Below are 14,756 nucleotides of genomic sequence, written 5' to 3'. Positions count from 1 at the left end.
TCATGGCATCAGGAAACAGCGCCATTCGCGGGTCGCGCGTCGGCGCGGGCCCCATGGGCGAGCAGGATCGCGGGTTCCACGCCGATCGTGTCGCCATCAGCTACTGGGACGCGCACGGCAACGAGACCGTGCGCTACTTCTCGGCGACGCTCCCCGAAGAAGAGATCCCCGAGACGATCGACAGTCCGTCGACCGGCCTGCCGGCCGGCCGCGACCGCGAGAACCCGCCGTCGGTGTCGAAGCTCGAGCCGTACAAGACGCACCTCGCGTACGTGAAGGAGCGCCGCACCGATGAAGAGGCCGCGGCCCTGCTCGACGACGCACTCACGCAGCTGCGCACGCGCCGCGGTCAGGCTCCCAAGGCCTGATCAGCGACGACGTACGCAGAAGGGGGCGGCCTGTGGCCGCCCCCTTCTGCGTACGTCGCGATGTCGAGCGCGTCAGTAGTCGCGCGCGATGAGCGATTCGGGCACCTCGGATGCCGCGTCGGCATCGACGAAGAACACGGTGCGTCGCCGGCCCTTGATGCCCGCGACGGGAACCTCGTCACGGCTCGCGCCGGCGAGGGCCAGACCGAGTGCCGATGCCTTGTCGGCGCCGGCGAGCACCATCCAGACACGCTGGGACGCGTTGATGACGGGTCGGGTGAGGCTGAGTCGCTCGGGCGGGGGCTTCGGCGAGTTGCGCACCGCGATGACAGTGCGATCGGTCACCTGGATGCCGGAGCGATGCGGGAAGAGCGAGGCGATGTGCCCGTCGGGCCCGACGCCGAGGAAGGTGATGTCGAAGATCGGGTGCGGCAGCCCGTCAACGCCATGTGCCGCGAGTTCGGCCGCGTAGACCTCTGCAGCCGTGTCGAGGTCGAGCTCGCCGTCGGCGGCGGGGAACGGGTGCAGGTTCCCGGCCGGCAGGTCGAGCGCGTCGAGCAACGCGACACGTGCCTGCTCGTCGTTGCGCTCGGCGTCACCGGCGGGCAGCCATCGCTCGTCGCCCCACCAGAAGTGCACGCGCGACCAGTCGATCGAGGTGTGCGCGGGCGAGGCTCCCACCGACTGCAGCACCGTGGCGCCCATCGAACCCCCGGTGAGGACGACGTGCGCCACGGCCTGGGTGTCGAGGATGTCGAGGAGCTTCGTGATGAAGCGCGCCGCGACCGACCCCGCGAGCGAGGCCTTGTCGGGGTGCACGAGCACGCGTCGTTCGTTGGTCATGCAGTTCCTCCTTCGCCGCCGGCGTCGAGGAGCTCGAGCCCGCGGGTGATGACCTCACCGTACAACTCATCGGGGTCGAGGCGGCGGAGCTCGTCGGCGAGACAGTCGCGGAGATTGCGACGCGCGAGCGCGAGGTCGTGCCGCGGCTGGCCCGGTTGACGGAGAGTCGCGATGCCCGGGACGTCGCGGATGAGCTCGATCGCCCCGCCGTCGCGCTCGAGGCGCACGCCGTGGATGCCGTGGTACCCGGCCTCTGGCCCGGCGAGCTCGTACTCGGTCGGTGCGTTGAGCTGCAGTCGGAGCCATGCCGCGAGGAGCGTGGTCGAGGGCGAGTCGACCGCCCCGCTGACCTGCACCCTGGTCACGGGTTCGAACGGGGGCTGGTCGAGCACCGCGGCGAGCTGCGCACGCCAGAGGGTGAGCCGGGTCCACGCGAAGTCGGCGTCGCCGGGCGTGTAGTTGCCGGCGAGTGCGCGTAGCGCGGCCTGCGGGTCGGGCTGCGCCGAGGCATCCGTGATCCTGCGATGCGCGATGCGACCGAGCGGTGAGCGTCCGGGAACCTCGGGTGCTGCGCCGGGCCACCACGTGACGACCGGGGCATCGGGGAGGAGGAGCGCCATGATGAGGCTCTCCTCGTCGCGCGCGGCATCGCCGCAGGCGCGGAGCACGATGACCTCGCTCGCACCGGCGTCGCCGCCGACACGGATCTCGGCGTCGAGCCGCGGCGCGACCGCCGAGGTCTCGGTGCCGGGCTCGGTCGAGACGACGATGACGCGCATCGGGTGCTCGCGAGAGGCGTCGTTGGCCGCTTCGATCGCTTCTTCCTCGACCCCGGGGGAGGTGGCGATGACGAGCGTGAGGACGCGGCCGAGGGCGACGACGCCGCCCTCTTCGCGGATCTTCACGAGGGTCTTCGAGACCTGACTGGTCGTCGTGTCGGGCAGATCGACGATCATGGGCGTCTCCAGCTTCGTCCGTCGCGTTCGAGGAGTTCATCGGCGGAGGCAGGGCCCCAGGTGCCGGGGCGGTACTGCTCTGGCTGTCCCTGCGTCGCCCAGAACTCCTCGATCGGATCGAGGATCTTCCAGGAGAGCTCGACCTCCTCCTGGCGGGGGAAGAGGGGCGGGTCGCCGAGCAGCACGTCGAGGATCAGGCGCTCGTAGGCCTCGGGGCTCGCCTCGGTGAAGGCGTGGCCGTAGCCGAAGTCCATCGTCACGTCGCGGACCTGCATGCCGGCACCCGGCACCTTCGAGCCGAAGCGGATCGTGACGCCCTCGTCGGGCTGCACGCGGATCACGAGCGCGTTCTGCCCGAGCTGCGAGGTCTGGCTGTCGGCGAACACCTGCTGGGGTGCGCGCTTGAACACGACCGCGATCTCGGTGACGCGTCGGCCGAGGCGCTTGCCCGCGCGCAGGTAGAACGGCACGCCCGCCCATCGGCGCGTGCCGATGGTCAGCTTCATGGCGGCGTAGGTCTCGGTCGTCGACTCGGGGTTCATGCCGTCTTCGTCGAGGAATCCGATGACCTTCTCGCCGCCCTGCCAGCCGCCCGCGTACTGCCCGCGCGCGGTGCCCGCCGCGAGGTCCTCGGGCAGACGCACGGCCGCGAGGATCTTCTCCTTCTCGGCCCGCAGGTCGCCGGCCTCGAACGAGATCGGCTCCTCCATCGCGGTGAGGGCGAGGAGCTGCAACAGGTGGTTCTGGATCACGTCGCGCGCTGCGCCGATGCCGTCGTAGTACCCGGCACGTCCACCGACGCCGATGTCCTCGGCCATCGTGATCTGCACGTGATCGACGTGATTCGCGTTCCAGATGGGCTCGTAGAGCTGGTTCGCGAACCGGAGCGCCAGGATGTTCTGGACCGTCTCCTTGCCGAGGTAGTGGTCGATGCGGAACACCGAGTCGGGCGGGAAGACCGAGGCCACGACGTCGTTCAGCTCGCGGGCCGTCTTCAAATCGCTGCCGAACGGCTTCTCGATGACGACGCGGCGCCACTGGTCGTCACGCTGCTCGGTGAGCCCGGAACGCTTCAGCTGCTCGGTGACGAGCGGGAACGACTTCGGCGGGATCGAGAGGTAGAACGCGTGGTTGCCCATCGTCCCGCGCTCGCGATCGAGGTCGGCGACCACCTGTCGAAGCCGGTCGAACGCCGCGTCGTCGTCGAAGTCGCCGGGCACGAAGCGGATGCCTCTGGCCAGCTGCTTCCAGACGTCTTCACGGAACTCGGTGCGTGCGTACTGCTTCACCGAGTCGTGCACGACCTTCTCGAAGTCCTGGTCGGCCCATTCGCGCCGAGCGAAGCCGACGAGCGCGAAGCCGGGAGGCAGGAGCCCGCGGTTCGCGAGGTCGTAGACCGCGGGCATCAGCTTCTTGCGCGACAGGTCGCCGGTGACTCCGAAGATGATCAGACTCGACGGCCCCGCGATGCGGTTGAGCCGGTAGTCCTTGGGGGAGCGGAGCGGATTGTGCTTCGCGGTGATCTCGGCCGGTTGCATCGTTCCTCCGGTTCTCAGGCGACGACGTCGAACAGCGTCGCCGCGCCGGCCGAGGGGTCGGCGAGGGTGAGGGTGAGCACCGGTCGACCGTGTTCGGCGAGAACGCTCGCATCACCGGAGGCCTGAGCGGCGATCAGCTGGCCGAAGGTGAACGGGCGATCGGGGATCGCGAGGTCTTCGGCCGGCTTCTGCGTGATCTGGAGGAACGCGCCGACGGCTGGACCGCCCTTGTGGAACTGGCCGGTCGAGTGGAGGAAGCGCGGGCCCCAGCCGAACGTGACCGGGCGGCCGGCACGCGCCGCGAGGAGGCCGCGGAGCCGCTCGAGCTCGGGGTGGGCGACCCGGTCGACGTAGGCCTGGATCGAGAGGTAGCCGTCGGCCGGCAGCTCTTCGAGCAGCACGTCGATCGCCGAGGCGAGATCGCTCGAGGCGCCGATGACCTCGGGAGTGCCGCGCACCTCGATACCCTGCTCGACGAAGGCGGCGGGCGTCGGCTCGGGGCGTGCATCGAGGAGGCCGCGCGCAGCGATCTTCGCCGACTCGACATCGGGCTGGTCGAACGGGTTGATGCCCAGGAGGCGTCCGGCCACGACCGTCGCGTACTCCCAGACGAGGAGCTGCGCGCCCAGCGTGCCCGACACGCGGATCTCCCCGGAGTGGTCGCGGCCGAAGATCTCGTCGCCCGCGTCGTCGACGATGCGCACGATCTGCAGGTCGGCGAGGTCCTCGCCGAGCTCGGGTGCATCGGCGTCGAGCACCACGGGGAGGAGGCCGGTGCCGTTCTTGCCCGTGGATTCCGCGATCAGCTGCTCGGCCCAGTCGGGAAGCCCCACGATGTGCGTGCCGTCGGCGATGATGCCGAGCTTGTCGCGGAGGGGGACCGTCGCCGCGATCGCCGCGCCGAGCACGAGGCCCGGATTCTCGGGGCTGTCGATGGCGAGCGAGAGCTCGATCGTCTCGGCCTCGTCGAGCACCTCGGAGATGTCGACGCCGGCGAGGCCGGAGGGCACGAGGCCGAAGGCGGTGAGCGCGGAGTAGCGGCCGCCGACCTCGGGGTCGGCGTTGAAGACGCGATAGCCTGCGGCCCGGGCCGACTCGTCGAGCGGCGAACCAGGGTCGGTCACGACGATGATGCGGGTCGCGGGATCGATGCCGGCGTCGCGGAAGGCCTGCTCGTACGCGCGGCGCTGGCTGTCGGTCTCGACGGTCGAGCCCGACTTCGACGAGACGACGAGTGCCGACGTCTCGAGGCGGTCGGCGAGAGCGGCGCGAACCTGCCCCGGCTCGGTCGAGTCGAGCACGGTGAGGTCGACGCCCGTCGTACGCGTGATGACCTCGGGAGCGAGCGAGGAACCGCCCATGCCCGCGAGCACGATGTGGTCGACGCCCGCCGCCTCGAGCTCTTCGCGCAGGGCTTCGATCTGCGGGACGAGCGGTCGGGAGATCGCGACGGCCTCGGTCCAGCCGAGGCGCTTGGCGGCCTCCGCCTCCGCCTCGGGGCCCCAGAGGGAGGCGTCCTGCGCAGTGATGCCGCTCGCGACGAGGTCGGCGACGAGCGTGGGAACCGTGCTGCGCACCGCCTCGGCCGCGGCTCCGCTCACCGAGATGCGGAAGCTCATCGTGCGGCCTCCAGCGCGCCGCGAACGGTGTCGAGCAGTTCGTTCCACGAGACGATGAACTTGTCGACGCCCTCGTTCTCGAGCAGCAGGGTCACGTCGTCGTAGTCGACGCCCACGCCCGCGAGCGCGTCGAGCACCGTGCCGGCCTGCGCGTACGCGCCGGTGACGGTGTCGCCGATGATGACGCCGTGGTCGAAGGTGGCCTCGAGCGTCTTCTCGGGCATCGTGTTCACGACGCCGGGTGCGACGAGCTCGGTCACGTACAACGTGTCGGGCAGCGAGGGGTCCTTGACACCGGTCGACGCCCAGAGCGGGCGCTGGCGGTTCGCACCCGATGCCAGGAGCGCCGCGGCACGCTCGCCGCCGAACTCCTGCTCGAAGAGCTCGTAGGCGAGGCGCGCGTTCGCGATGCCGGCCTTGCTCTTCAGCGCGAGCGCTTCGTCGGTGCCGATGGCCTCGAGTCGCTTGTCGATCTCGGTGTCGACGCGCGAGACGAAGAACGAGGCGACCGAGTGGATGGTCGACAGGTCGATGCCGGCGGCCTTCGCCTGCTCGAGCCCGGCGAGGTAGGCGGCGATGACCTGTCGGTAGCGGTCGAGGCTGAAGATCAGCGTGACGTTGACGCTGATGCCCGAGCCGATGGCCTCGGTGATCGCGTCGAGGCCCTCGGCGGTCGCGGGGATCTTGATCATGGCGTTCGGGCGGTCGACCTTGGCCCAGAGCGTCTTGGCCTCGGCGATCGTGCCGGCGGTGTCGCGAGCGAGCGCGGGGGAGACCTCGATCGAGACGCGCCCGTCGAAGCCGTTCGACCGGTCGTACACGGGACGGAAGACGTCGGCCGCGTCGCGCACGTCGTCGGTCGTGATCTCGAAGACCGCGGTGTCGACGTCGGCGCCGGCGGCGGCGAGCTCGTGCACCTGCGCGGCGTAGCGCTCGCCCTTGGCGAGGGCGCCGGCGAAGATCGTCGGGTTGGTGGTCACGCCGACGACGTCGCGTTCGGCGATGAGTCGGGCGAGGTCGCCGGAGGCGATGCGCTCACGTGAGAGGTCGTCGAGCCAGATGCTGACGCCCGCCTCCGACAGTGCTGCAGTGGGGGAGCTGGTCATGGGAGTATCTCCTCTTCTGGCGCGCGTCAGGCCGACGCGAGCGATTCCTTCGCGGCGGCGACGACGGCTTCAGCCGTGATGCCGAACTCGCGGAACAGGGTCTTGTAGTCGGCGGAGGCGCCGAAGTGCTCGATCGACACGGCTCGGCCGCGCGAACCGAGGTAGCGGTGCCACGACAGCGCGAGGCCGGCCTCGACCGAGACGCGGGCCGTGACGCCGGCGGGCAGCACCTGCTCGCGGTACTCGGCCGGCTGCTCCTCGAACCACTCGAGCGACGGAGCCGAGACGACGCGTGCGCCGATGCCCTCCGCTGCGAGCGTCTCGCGGGCCGCGAGCGCGAGCTGCACCTCGGAGCCGGTCGCGATGATGATCACGTCGGGCGTGCCCGATGCCGCCTCGGCGAGCACGTAGGCGCCCTTCGAGACGTTCGATGCGGCAGCGAGGGTGTCGCCGGATGCCTCGGCCGCGCCCCGCTCGAACACGGGGATGTTCTGGCGGGTGAGGGCGATGCCCGCCGGGGCATCCGTGCGCTTCAGGATCTCGAGCCAGGCGTGCGCGACCTCGTTGGCGTCGGCGGGACGCACAACCGTGAGGCCCGGGATCGCCCGGAGCGTCGCGAGCTGTTCGATGGGCTGGTGGGTCGGGCCGTCTTCGCCGAGCGCGACGGAGTCGTGGGTCCAGACGAAGATCGACGGCACCTGCATGAGCGCCGCGAGGCGCACGGCGGGCCGCATGTAGTCGCTGAAGATGAGGAAGGTGCCGCCGAAGGCGCGCGTCTTGCCGTGCAGCACGATGCCGTTGACGATGGCGCCCATTGCGTGCTCGCGGATGCCGAAGTGCAGCACGCGGCCGTAGGGGTTGCCCGAGAACTCGTGCGTGGACCACTCGGCCGGGATGAACGACGCCGCCCCGTTGATCGTGGTCAGGTTCGACTCGGCGAGATCGGCCGAACCGCCCCAGAGCTCGGGCAGCACGCCGGCGAGGGCGTTGATGACCTTGCCCGACGCGGCGCGCGTGGAGACCTCGGTGCCGCCCTCGAAGACGGGGAGGACGGATTCGACGTCGGCGGGGAGCTCGCCGGCCTCGAGGCGGTCGAGGAGCGCCTTGCGGTCTGGGTTCGCCGCCGCCCATGCGTCGAAGGCGAGCTGCCACTCGGCGTGCTCGGCTGCTCCGCGCTCGACGGCGCCACGCGTGTGGGAGAGCACCTCTTCGGCGACGACGAAGCTCTGCTCGGGGTCGAAGCCGAGCACCTCCTTCGTCGCGGCGAGCTCGGCGGCGCCGAGGGCCGAGCCGTGGATCTTGCCGGAGTTCTGCTTGCCGGGCGAGGGCCAGCCGATGATCGTCTTCAGGATGATGATCGACGGCTTGTCGGACTCGCCCTTGGCGGCCTCGATCGCGGCGTGCAGCTCGGCGACGTCTTCGACGTACTCGCCCGTCTTCTTCCAGTCGACGGTCTGCACGTGCCATCCGTAGGACTCGTAGCGCTTCGCGACGTCTTCGGTGAAGGCGATGTTGGTGTCGTCTTCGATCGAGATCTGGTTGGAGTCGTAGATCACGACGAGGTTGCCGAGCTGCTGGTGGCCTGCGAGCGAGGATGCCTCGCTCGTGATGCCCTCCTGCAGGTCGCCGTCGCCCGCGACGACGTAGACGAAGTGGTCGAACGGGCTCGTGCCCGCCGCGGCATCCGGATCGAAGAGGCCGCGCTCGAAGCGAGCGGCGTACGCGAAGCCCACGGCCGAGGCGAGGCCCTGGCCGAGCGGGCCGGTCGTGATCTCGACGCCGGCGGTGTGGCCGTACTCGGGGTGGCCGGGGGTCTTCGAACCCCAGGTGCGCAGCGACTCGAGGTCGGACAGCTCGAGGCCGTCGCCGGCGAGGAAGAGCTGCACGTACTGGGTCAGCGAGGAGTGACCCGCGGAGAGGATGAAGCGGTCGCGGCCGAGCCACGCGTGATCGGACGGATCGCGGCGCATGACCTTCTGGAAGAGGAGATAGGCGGCGGGCGCGAGGCTCATCGCGGTGCCGGGATGCCCGTTACCGACCTTCTCGACGGCGTCGGCCGCGAGGACGCGGGCCGTGTCGACCGCCTGGTCGTCGAGAGATTCCCACTGCAGAGTTGCCACGATGTGCTGTTCCTTCCGGTCATGGACGGCGCCGGGAACCGATGTTCCCCGTCACCGCCGGAGTCGCTACGGCGCGATGTGCCCGGCGGATGACCCGTTGGTCGTCGGCACCGGACGGCAGTTCGAATTCGCGCCGTCGGGCGCGCAATGCCAAGTATATGGACTCCTCACGTTTCGTGACCGTGACGGGAAGTTCACGCGACCCGTCGGGGGGAGTGAGGCGCGAGGCAGGGCGGGAAAACGCTTACCTGCACCATCGACACATGATGTCATAGAATCGAACGCGGGCGTGGCGGCACATGCGCGCCCGCGCGCCGGAAGAGGAACGATGCAGGCAGCCGTAGAGACCCGACACGACCGACCGGCGATGACCGTACGGCGAAAGCTCGCCGCCTACCTCGCGCTCACCAAGCCGCGCGTGATCGAGCTGCTGCTCGTCGTGACCGCACCGACGATGATCCTCGCCCAGCAAGGGCTGCCGAGCCTCTGGCTGCTCATCGCGACCCTCATCGGCGGGGCGATGAGCGCCGGTTCGGCCGGAGCGTTCAACTGCTACATCGACCGCGACATCGACCGCGTCATGAAGCGCACGCAGGGGCGCCCGCTCGTCACCGGCGAACTGAGCGACCGAGAGGCCCTCGTGTTCGCCTACGGACTCGGCATCGCGTCGATCGTCTGGCTCGGCCTCTTCACGAACTGGCTCGCCGCGACGCTCTCGCTCGGGGCGATCCTGCTCTACGTCGTCTTCTACAGCCTGATCCTGAAGCGCCGCACGGCGCAGAACATCGTGTGGGGCGGCGTCGCTGGATGCATGCCAGTGCTCATCGGCTGGGCCGCGGTCACCGGCGACCTCAGCTGGCCGCCGTTCATCCTCTTCCTCATCATCTTCCTCTGGACGCCGCCGCACTACTGGCCGCTCTCGATGAAGTACAAGGACGACTACGCGGCTGCAGGCGTGCCCATGCTCGCCGTCGTCCGCGGTCGCGCGCAGGTGGGGCTCCAGGTCATCCTCTATGCGTGGGCGACCGTGGCGTGCTCCCTGCTGCTCATCCCGATCGCCGGCATGGGGCTCGTCTACTCGACGGTCGCCGTGGTCACCGGGGTCTGGTTCATCTACGAGACCCACCGGCTGTACAACCTCGCGATCCGCCACCAGCAGGTCTCGCCGATGCGGGTCTTCCACGGCTCGATCGCCTACCTGTCGCTGCTGTTCCTCGCGGTCGGCATCGACCCGCTGCTGCCGTTCTAGCCGCACCGTCCGCGTAGCCTCTGCCTACCGGCAGCCGGCGGACGGCGGCCGGCCGCCGGTTCGGCCCGCGCCCGCCGACCGGCCCGTCGTCCTGCCGTCAATTCGGCGGCCGCCACCGTATCGGAGATCTGCGCAGAATCGGAGCGATCCGGCTGCCGCGTCCGATCCGGCGCGGATCGCCGATCTGGCGTTGGAGGCGACTCCTCCTCCTCTGCCCCGTTCCTCACCGTCTCGCCACAGATCGCCTCGCGCCGCGTCTCGTCGGTCGCCGCCGCGGCATCGTCGTCGACATGAGAGACCTCGAACACGCGATGCGACGTGCAGGTGGAGTCGCCAGGGCGACGAGCCTCCAGGCGGTCGGGTACTCACGCCATCACCTCCGGACCGCGGTCGACCAGGGCATCGTCATTCGAGTGCGCCGCAACTGGCTGGCCCTGCCCGACGCCGATCGCGACCTCCGCGCGGCAGCGACGGCGGGAGTGGTGCTCTCGTGCATCACCCAGGCGCGTCGCCTCGGGCTCTGGGTGCTCGCGCATCCGAGGCTGCACGTCGCCGCCGCTCCGCACGCTGCCGTGCCCGAGCTCCACGGCACTGTGCACTGGGCGCGACCGGTGCTGCCGCGGCATCCGGACTCGCTCGTCGATCCGATCGAGAACGTGCTCGCGCTGGTCGCTGCGTGCCAGCCGTTCGAGGCGGCGCTCACGGTGTGGGAGTCGGCCCTCCGGAAGGGGATCGTCGATCTCGAGGGGCTCTCGCGGCTCGCACTGCGCGGTCGGGCGCGCGATCTGCTCGTCGCCGCGAACCCGTTCGCCGATTCCGGGCTCGAATCGATCGTGCTGCCGCGACTTCGATGGCTCGGCATCCGAATCGTTCCGCAGGCGTGGATCGAGGGTCACAGGGTCGACTTCCTGCTGGGCGATCGCCTGGTGCTGCAGATCGACGGCGGGCATCACATCGGCAGCCAGCGTGTCGCGGACAACGCCCATGACGCGGCGTTGCTGCTGAGCGGTTACCGTGTCATCCGTGTCGGGTACCGACAGGTGGTCGACGATTGGCCGGGTGTGCAGCACGTCATCGTCCGTGCAGTCGGCCAGGGTCTGCACCTTCGCGCGGCATGAGGCAGGTGGCCTGCACGAGATCGGAGGAGATCGGCGAACGGAGTCCGGTCGGATGCAGATCTCCGAAGCTGCGGCGGCGTCAGTGAGCGGATGCCTCGACGGGCGACGCTTCGGCCGCGGCATCCGCCGCCACCGGGCGCTTCAGCCGCATGATGACGATCGTCATCGCGGCCGCCGTGAGCGCTGCGAGCACCATGTGCACGCCGACCGCGAACGCCGGTAGGCCGTTCCGCGCCTGGTAGAGGCCGACGGCGACCTGCACGAGCTCGACCGCGAGCAGTGCGATCGACCAGCGGAGCGTCGGCAGCTTCAGCCGCCACGCCGCGACGACGAGCACGAGGGTGAGCACGAGCAGCGCGTAGCCGGGCCACGCGTGCACGTGCTCGAGGATCTCGGAGTCGAAGCCCGTGCGACCGGCTTCGGCGTCGCCTGAGTGCGGCCCAGAGCCGGTGGTCAGCACGCCGAAGACGATCGAGACGAGCAGCACCGCGCTCGTGAGGTGGGTGAGGCCGGCGTACCATCCGGGGACCGCGGATTCGCGCGGACCGGCGGGGGAGTCCATGCGGGCGAGGAACGCCGCGGTGACGCAGACGAGCGCGAGGGACGAGACGTAGTGGAACCCGACGATGAACGGGTTCAGCCCGGTCCACACAGTGATGCCGCCCACGATCGCCTGCGCGACGATGCCGACGCCGACGATGAACGACAGGGTGAAGAGGTCGCGCCGCTCGCGACGGATGCGCCAGACGAGCACGAACACGACGAGCGCGATGATGCCGACCACGCCCGTCATCATGCGATTGCCGAACTCGATGAGCGAGTGGTACGTCAGCTCGTCGGTCGGCACCAGGGACTCGGCCGTGCAGGTGGGCCAGGTCGGGCAGCCGAGGCCGGACCCGGTCAGCCGCACCGCGCCGCCCGTCGCGATGATCGTGACCTGCGCGACGAACGAGGCCCAGGCGAAGAAGCGGAGAGAGCGGGTCACGCGGGTCGTTCCTGATCCGGATCGCGCTGTGACGGCACTGGGAGTCCTGCCCGGCGCCTGCCGCGACCCTATAGACTTGAGGGGTTGGTAGGCCCGCCGACCGCGCGAGATCGCGCGCCACGGGCCGCATACCATCTTAGGTTGGCACTAGCGCCACCGGGCACATCATCACCCACTCAACGAGCACCTCGACTCACGAGGGGAATGAGCCGGCCTGATAGCCGGTTGCACGGGAGGAGAAGAGGGAGAGCATGACGGACGTACTGATCGACCGACCGGAACTCGAAGGACTCGGCACCTACGAGTTCGGCTGGGCCGACTCCGACGCCGCGGGGGCATCAGCCCGACGCGGCATCTCGCCGGAGGTCGTCGCCGACATCTCCGCGCTGAAATCGGAGCCCGAATGGATGCTCCAGCGTCGCCAGCGCGCCCTGCAGCTCTTCGAGCGCAAGCCGATGCCCACGTGGGGCGCCGACCTGTCGGAGATCGACTTCGACAACATCAAGTACTTCGTGCGCTCGACCGAGAAGCAGGCCCAGACCTGGGAAGACCTGCCCGACGACATCAAGAACACGTACGAGAAGCTCGGCATCCCCGAGGCCGAGCGCCAGCGCCTCGTCGCCGGCGTCGCAGCCCAGTACGAGTCCGAGGTGGTCTACCACCAGATCAACGAAGAGCTCGAGCGCCAGGGTGTCATCTTCATGGACACCGACACCGCGCTGAAGGAGCACCCCGAGTTCTTCGAGGAGTACTTCGGCACCGTCATTCCCGCCGGCGACAACAAGTTCGCGGCGCTCAACACGGCCGTGTGGTCGGGCGGTTCCTTCGTCTACGTCCCGAAGGGCGTGCACGTCGAGATCCCGCTGCAGGCCTACTTCCGCATCAACACCGAGAACATGGGCCAGTTCGAGCGCACGCTGATCATCGCCGACGAGGGCAGCTACGTGCACTACATCGAGGGCTGCACGGCACCGATCTACAAGAGCGACTCGCTGCACTCGGCCGTCGTTGAGATCATCGTGAAGAAAGACGCACGCGTGCGCTACACGACGATCCAGAACTGGTCGAACAACGTCTACAACCTCGTGACCAAGCGGGCGACCGCTGCCGAAGGCGCCACCATGGAGTGGGTCGACGGCAACATCGGCTCGAAGGTCACGATGAAGTACCCGTCGATCTTCCTCATGGGCGAGCACGCCAAGGGCGAGACCCTCTCGGTCGCCTTCGCGGGCCCGGGCCAGCACCAGGACGCGGGCGCCAAGATGATCCACATGGCGCCGTACACGCAGTCGTCGATCGTCTCGAAGTCGATCGCGCGCGGCGGCGGCCGGGCCGGCTACCGCGGCGAGGTGCGCATCGACGCGAACGCGCACCACTCGGCGAACAGCGTCGTCTGCGATGCCCTGCTCGTCGACACGATCTCCCGTTCCGACACCTACCCGGCGATCGACATCCGCGTCGACGACGTGAAGCTCGGACACGAGGCGACCGTCTCCAAGGTCAGCGAAGAGCAGCTCTTCTACCTGATGAGCCGCGGCATCGACGAGACCGAGGCCATGTCGATGATCGTGCGCGGCTTCATCGAGCCGATCGCGCGCGAGCTCCCCATGGAATACGCGATGGAACTCAACAAGCTCATCGAAATGGGCATGGAAGGATCGGTGGGCTAGTAGTGACCGCCCAGATGACCAGCACAGCCATGCCCACCGCGGAGCAGCACGGCCTCGTCGCGCACTCCGACGGCGCCTTCGTGCCCGTGCAGACCCGCTCCGAGCGCTTCCGCTCGGTGAACGTCGACGAGTTCGCACCCGTCACCGGTCGCGAGCACGAGTGGAAGTTCTCCCCGATCGCGACCTTCGCCGACCTGATCGGCGGCGAGCTCGACGGGTCGCGTCTGCCGATCGAGACGACGGATGCCTCGGGCATCGCCTTCTCGTACATCCCGCGTGACGACGTCCGCATCGGCACGGCGGGCACGCCCGAAGAGCGCGCGAGCGCCAACGCGTGGTCGACGTTCGACGAGGCCCTGCTCGTCTCCGTCACCGGTGAAGACGAGAAGATCGCGTTCGTGACCCGCACGGGACTCGGCGACGCGCCGCGTGCCGCGCACACCGTCATCGAGTCCGCACCGAACAGCCGCGGCTTCGTCGTGCTCGCCGGCACGGGCACTGCCCGCCTCAGCGAGAACGTCGAGATCCTCGTCGGCGCCGGGGCATCCCTCACGGTGGTCTCCCTGCAGGAGTGGGACGACGAGGCCGTGCACCTCTCGAGCCAGTTCGCCCGCCTCGGCCGCGACGCGTTCCTGAAGCACATCGTGGTCTCCCTCGGCGGCAACGTCGTCCGGGTGAACCCCTCGACCCACCTCGCCGAGCAGGGCGCCGACATCGAGGCCCTCGGCCTGTACTTCGCCGATGCCGGCCAGCACCTCGAGCAGCAGGTCTTCGTGCACCACGACGCCCCGCACACCAAGAGCCGCGTGACCTACAAGGGCGCCCTGCAGGGCGCCGGTGCGCGCACCGTGTGGATCGGCGACGTGCTCATCGGCAACGCCGCGGTCGGCACCGACAGCTACGAGCAGAACCGCAACCTCGTGCTCACCGAGGGCACGCGGGCCGACTCCGTGCCGAACCTCGAGATCGAGACCGGCGACATCGAAGGCGCCGGACACGCGAGTGCCACGGGTCGTTTCGACGACGAGCAGCTGTTCTACCTCATGGCACGCGGCATCCGCGAAGACGAGGCGCGTCGTCTCGTCGTGCGCGGCTTCCTCACCGACATCGTGCAGAAGATCGGCTCGGCCGACCTCGAAGCCCGCCTCACGGCGGCGATCGAGGCTGAACTGGAAGGTCGCTGA

12 protein-coding genes are annotated in these 14,756 nt (G+C 69.4%); 5 read left to right on the top strand and 7 right to left on the bottom strand.

Translation table 11 applies throughout. The annotated features are described in order from the left end of the window. The first annotated feature begins 2 nt into the window (after positions 1-2). A complete protein-coding gene (locus ASD23_RS08115; protein WP_056009211.1) occupies positions 3-368 on the top strand; it encodes an RNA polymerase-binding protein RbpA in 366 nt (121 codons plus the stop codon). A 72-nt stretch (positions 369-440) separates the two neighbouring features. On the opposite strand, the gene pgl is transcribed toward ASD23_RS08115, so the two are convergent. Genes pgl through tkt form a run of 6 tightly spaced genes read right to left on the bottom strand, consistent with a single transcriptional unit; the run spans position 441 to position 8,550 of the window. Continuing rightward, complete coding sequence (pgl, locus tag ASD23_RS08110) at positions 441-1,211, bottom strand: 6-phosphogluconolactonase (RefSeq protein WP_056009210.1); 771 nt, start codon at positions 1,209-1,211, stop codon at positions 441-443. Further along, positions 1,208-2,167: a glucose-6-phosphate dehydrogenase assembly protein OpcA gene (locus ASD23_RS08105; RefSeq protein WP_056009208.1), complete on the bottom strand. Its 960-nt coding sequence runs from the start codon at positions 2,165-2,167 to the stop codon at positions 1,208-1,210. Before ASD23_RS08105 ends, pgl begins: the two co-directional genes overlap by 4 nt. Further along, the gene (gene zwf / locus ASD23_RS08100; RefSeq protein WP_056009206.1) at positions 2,164-3,705 is read right to left on the bottom strand and encodes a glucose-6-phosphate dehydrogenase; all 1,542 of its coding nucleotides are present in this window, start codon (positions 3,703-3,705) and stop codon (positions 2,164-2,166) included. The genes ASD23_RS08105 and zwf overlap by 4 nt, the downstream gene beginning before the upstream one ends. Before the next feature lie 14 nt (positions 3,706-3,719). Then, positions 3,720-5,324 (bottom strand): glucose-6-phosphate isomerase, encoded by a 1,605-nt coding sequence (locus ASD23_RS08095; RefSeq protein WP_056009204.1) that lies wholly within the window; start codon positions 5,322-5,324, stop codon positions 3,720-3,722. Next, positions 5,321-6,430 (bottom strand): transaldolase, encoded by a 1,110-nt coding sequence (gene tal / locus ASD23_RS08090; RefSeq protein WP_056009202.1) that lies wholly within the window; start codon positions 6,428-6,430, stop codon positions 5,321-5,323. Before tal ends, ASD23_RS08095 begins: the two co-directional genes overlap by 4 nt. A gap of 26 nt (positions 6,431-6,456) precedes the next feature. Next, positions 6,457-8,550 carry a transketolase gene (gene tkt / locus ASD23_RS08085; RefSeq protein WP_056009200.1) on the bottom strand — a complete coding sequence of 698 codons (2,094 nt, stop codon included), beginning with the start codon at positions 8,548-8,550 and terminating at the stop codon, positions 6,457-6,459. Positions 8,551-8,878: 328 nt separating this feature from the next. On the opposite strand from tkt, the gene ASD23_RS08080 reads away from it, so the two are divergent. Both ASD23_RS08080 and ASD23_RS08075 read left to right on the top strand, forming a co-directional pair. Beyond that, entirely contained in the window at positions 8,879-9,799 is a 921-nt protein-coding gene (locus tag ASD23_RS08080) for a heme o synthase (RefSeq protein ID WP_056009198.1), read from the top strand. Between the two features lie 290 nt (positions 9,800-10,089). Next, positions 10,090-10,917, top strand: coding sequence for an endonuclease domain-containing protein (locus ASD23_RS08075; RefSeq protein WP_056009196.1), 828 nt, complete (start codon positions 10,090-10,092; stop codon positions 10,915-10,917). A 79-nt stretch (positions 10,918-10,996) separates the two neighbouring features. Here ASD23_RS08075 and ASD23_RS08070 read toward each other — a convergent pair whose 3' ends face one another. Continuing rightward, positions 10,997-11,902: a COX15/CtaA family protein gene (locus ASD23_RS08070; protein ID WP_056009194.1), complete on the bottom strand. Its 906-nt coding sequence runs from the start codon at positions 11,900-11,902 to the stop codon at positions 10,997-10,999. A gap of 251 nt (positions 11,903-12,153) precedes the next feature. Between ASD23_RS08070 and sufB the strand changes: the two genes are divergently transcribed. Together sufB and sufD are read left to right on the top strand one after the other, a co-directional pair. Further along, positions 12,154-13,572 (top strand): Fe-S cluster assembly protein SufB, encoded by a 1,419-nt coding sequence (gene sufB / locus ASD23_RS08065; RefSeq protein WP_056009191.1) that lies wholly within the window; start codon positions 12,154-12,156, stop codon positions 13,570-13,572. A 14-nt stretch (positions 13,573-13,586) separates the two neighbouring features. Further along, a complete protein-coding gene (gene sufD / locus ASD23_RS08060; RefSeq protein ID WP_235507684.1) occupies positions 13,587-14,756 on the top strand; it encodes a Fe-S cluster assembly protein SufD in 1,170 nt (389 codons plus the stop codon).

Source organism: Agromyces sp. Root1464 (assembly GCF_001427265.1).
Taxonomy (GTDB): domain Bacteria; phylum Actinomycetota; class Actinomycetes; order Actinomycetales; family Microbacteriaceae; genus Agromyces; species Agromyces fucosus.
This window is presented reverse-complemented; position numbering and strand designations above follow the sequence as displayed.

Coding starts and splice junctions, on each gene's coding strand:
- pgl (WP_056009210.1), bottom strand. CDS start 1,211: ATGACCAACGAACGACGCGTGCTCGTGCACCCCGACAAGGCCTCGCTC.
- ASD23_RS08080 (WP_056009198.1), top strand. CDS start 8,879: ATGCAGGCAGCCGTAGAGACCCGACACGACCGACCGGCGATGACCGTA.
- ASD23_RS08115 (WP_056009211.1), top strand. CDS start 3: ATGGCATCAGGAAACAGCGCCATTCGCGGGTCGCGCGTCGGCGCGGGC.
- sufB (WP_056009191.1), top strand. CDS start 12,154: ATGACGGACGTACTGATCGACCGACCGGAACTCGAAGGACTCGGCACC.
- ASD23_RS08075 (WP_056009196.1), top strand. CDS start 10,090: ATGAGAGACCTCGAACACGCGATGCGACGTGCAGGTGGAGTCGCCAGG.
- ASD23_RS08095 (WP_056009204.1), bottom strand. CDS start 5,324: ATGAGCTTCCGCATCTCGGTGAGCGGAGCCGCGGCCGAGGCGGTGCGC.
- sufD (WP_235507684.1), top strand. CDS start 13,587: ATGACCAGCACAGCCATGCCCACCGCGGAGCAGCACGGCCTCGTCGCG.
- ASD23_RS08105 (WP_056009208.1), bottom strand. CDS start 2,167: ATGATCGTCGATCTGCCCGACACGACGACCAGTCAGGTCTCGAAGACC.
- zwf (WP_056009206.1), bottom strand. CDS start 3,705: ATGCAACCGGCCGAGATCACCGCGAAGCACAATCCGCTCCGCTCCCCC.
- tal (WP_056009202.1), bottom strand. CDS start 6,430: ATGACCAGCTCCCCCACTGCAGCACTGTCGGAGGCGGGCGTCAGCATC.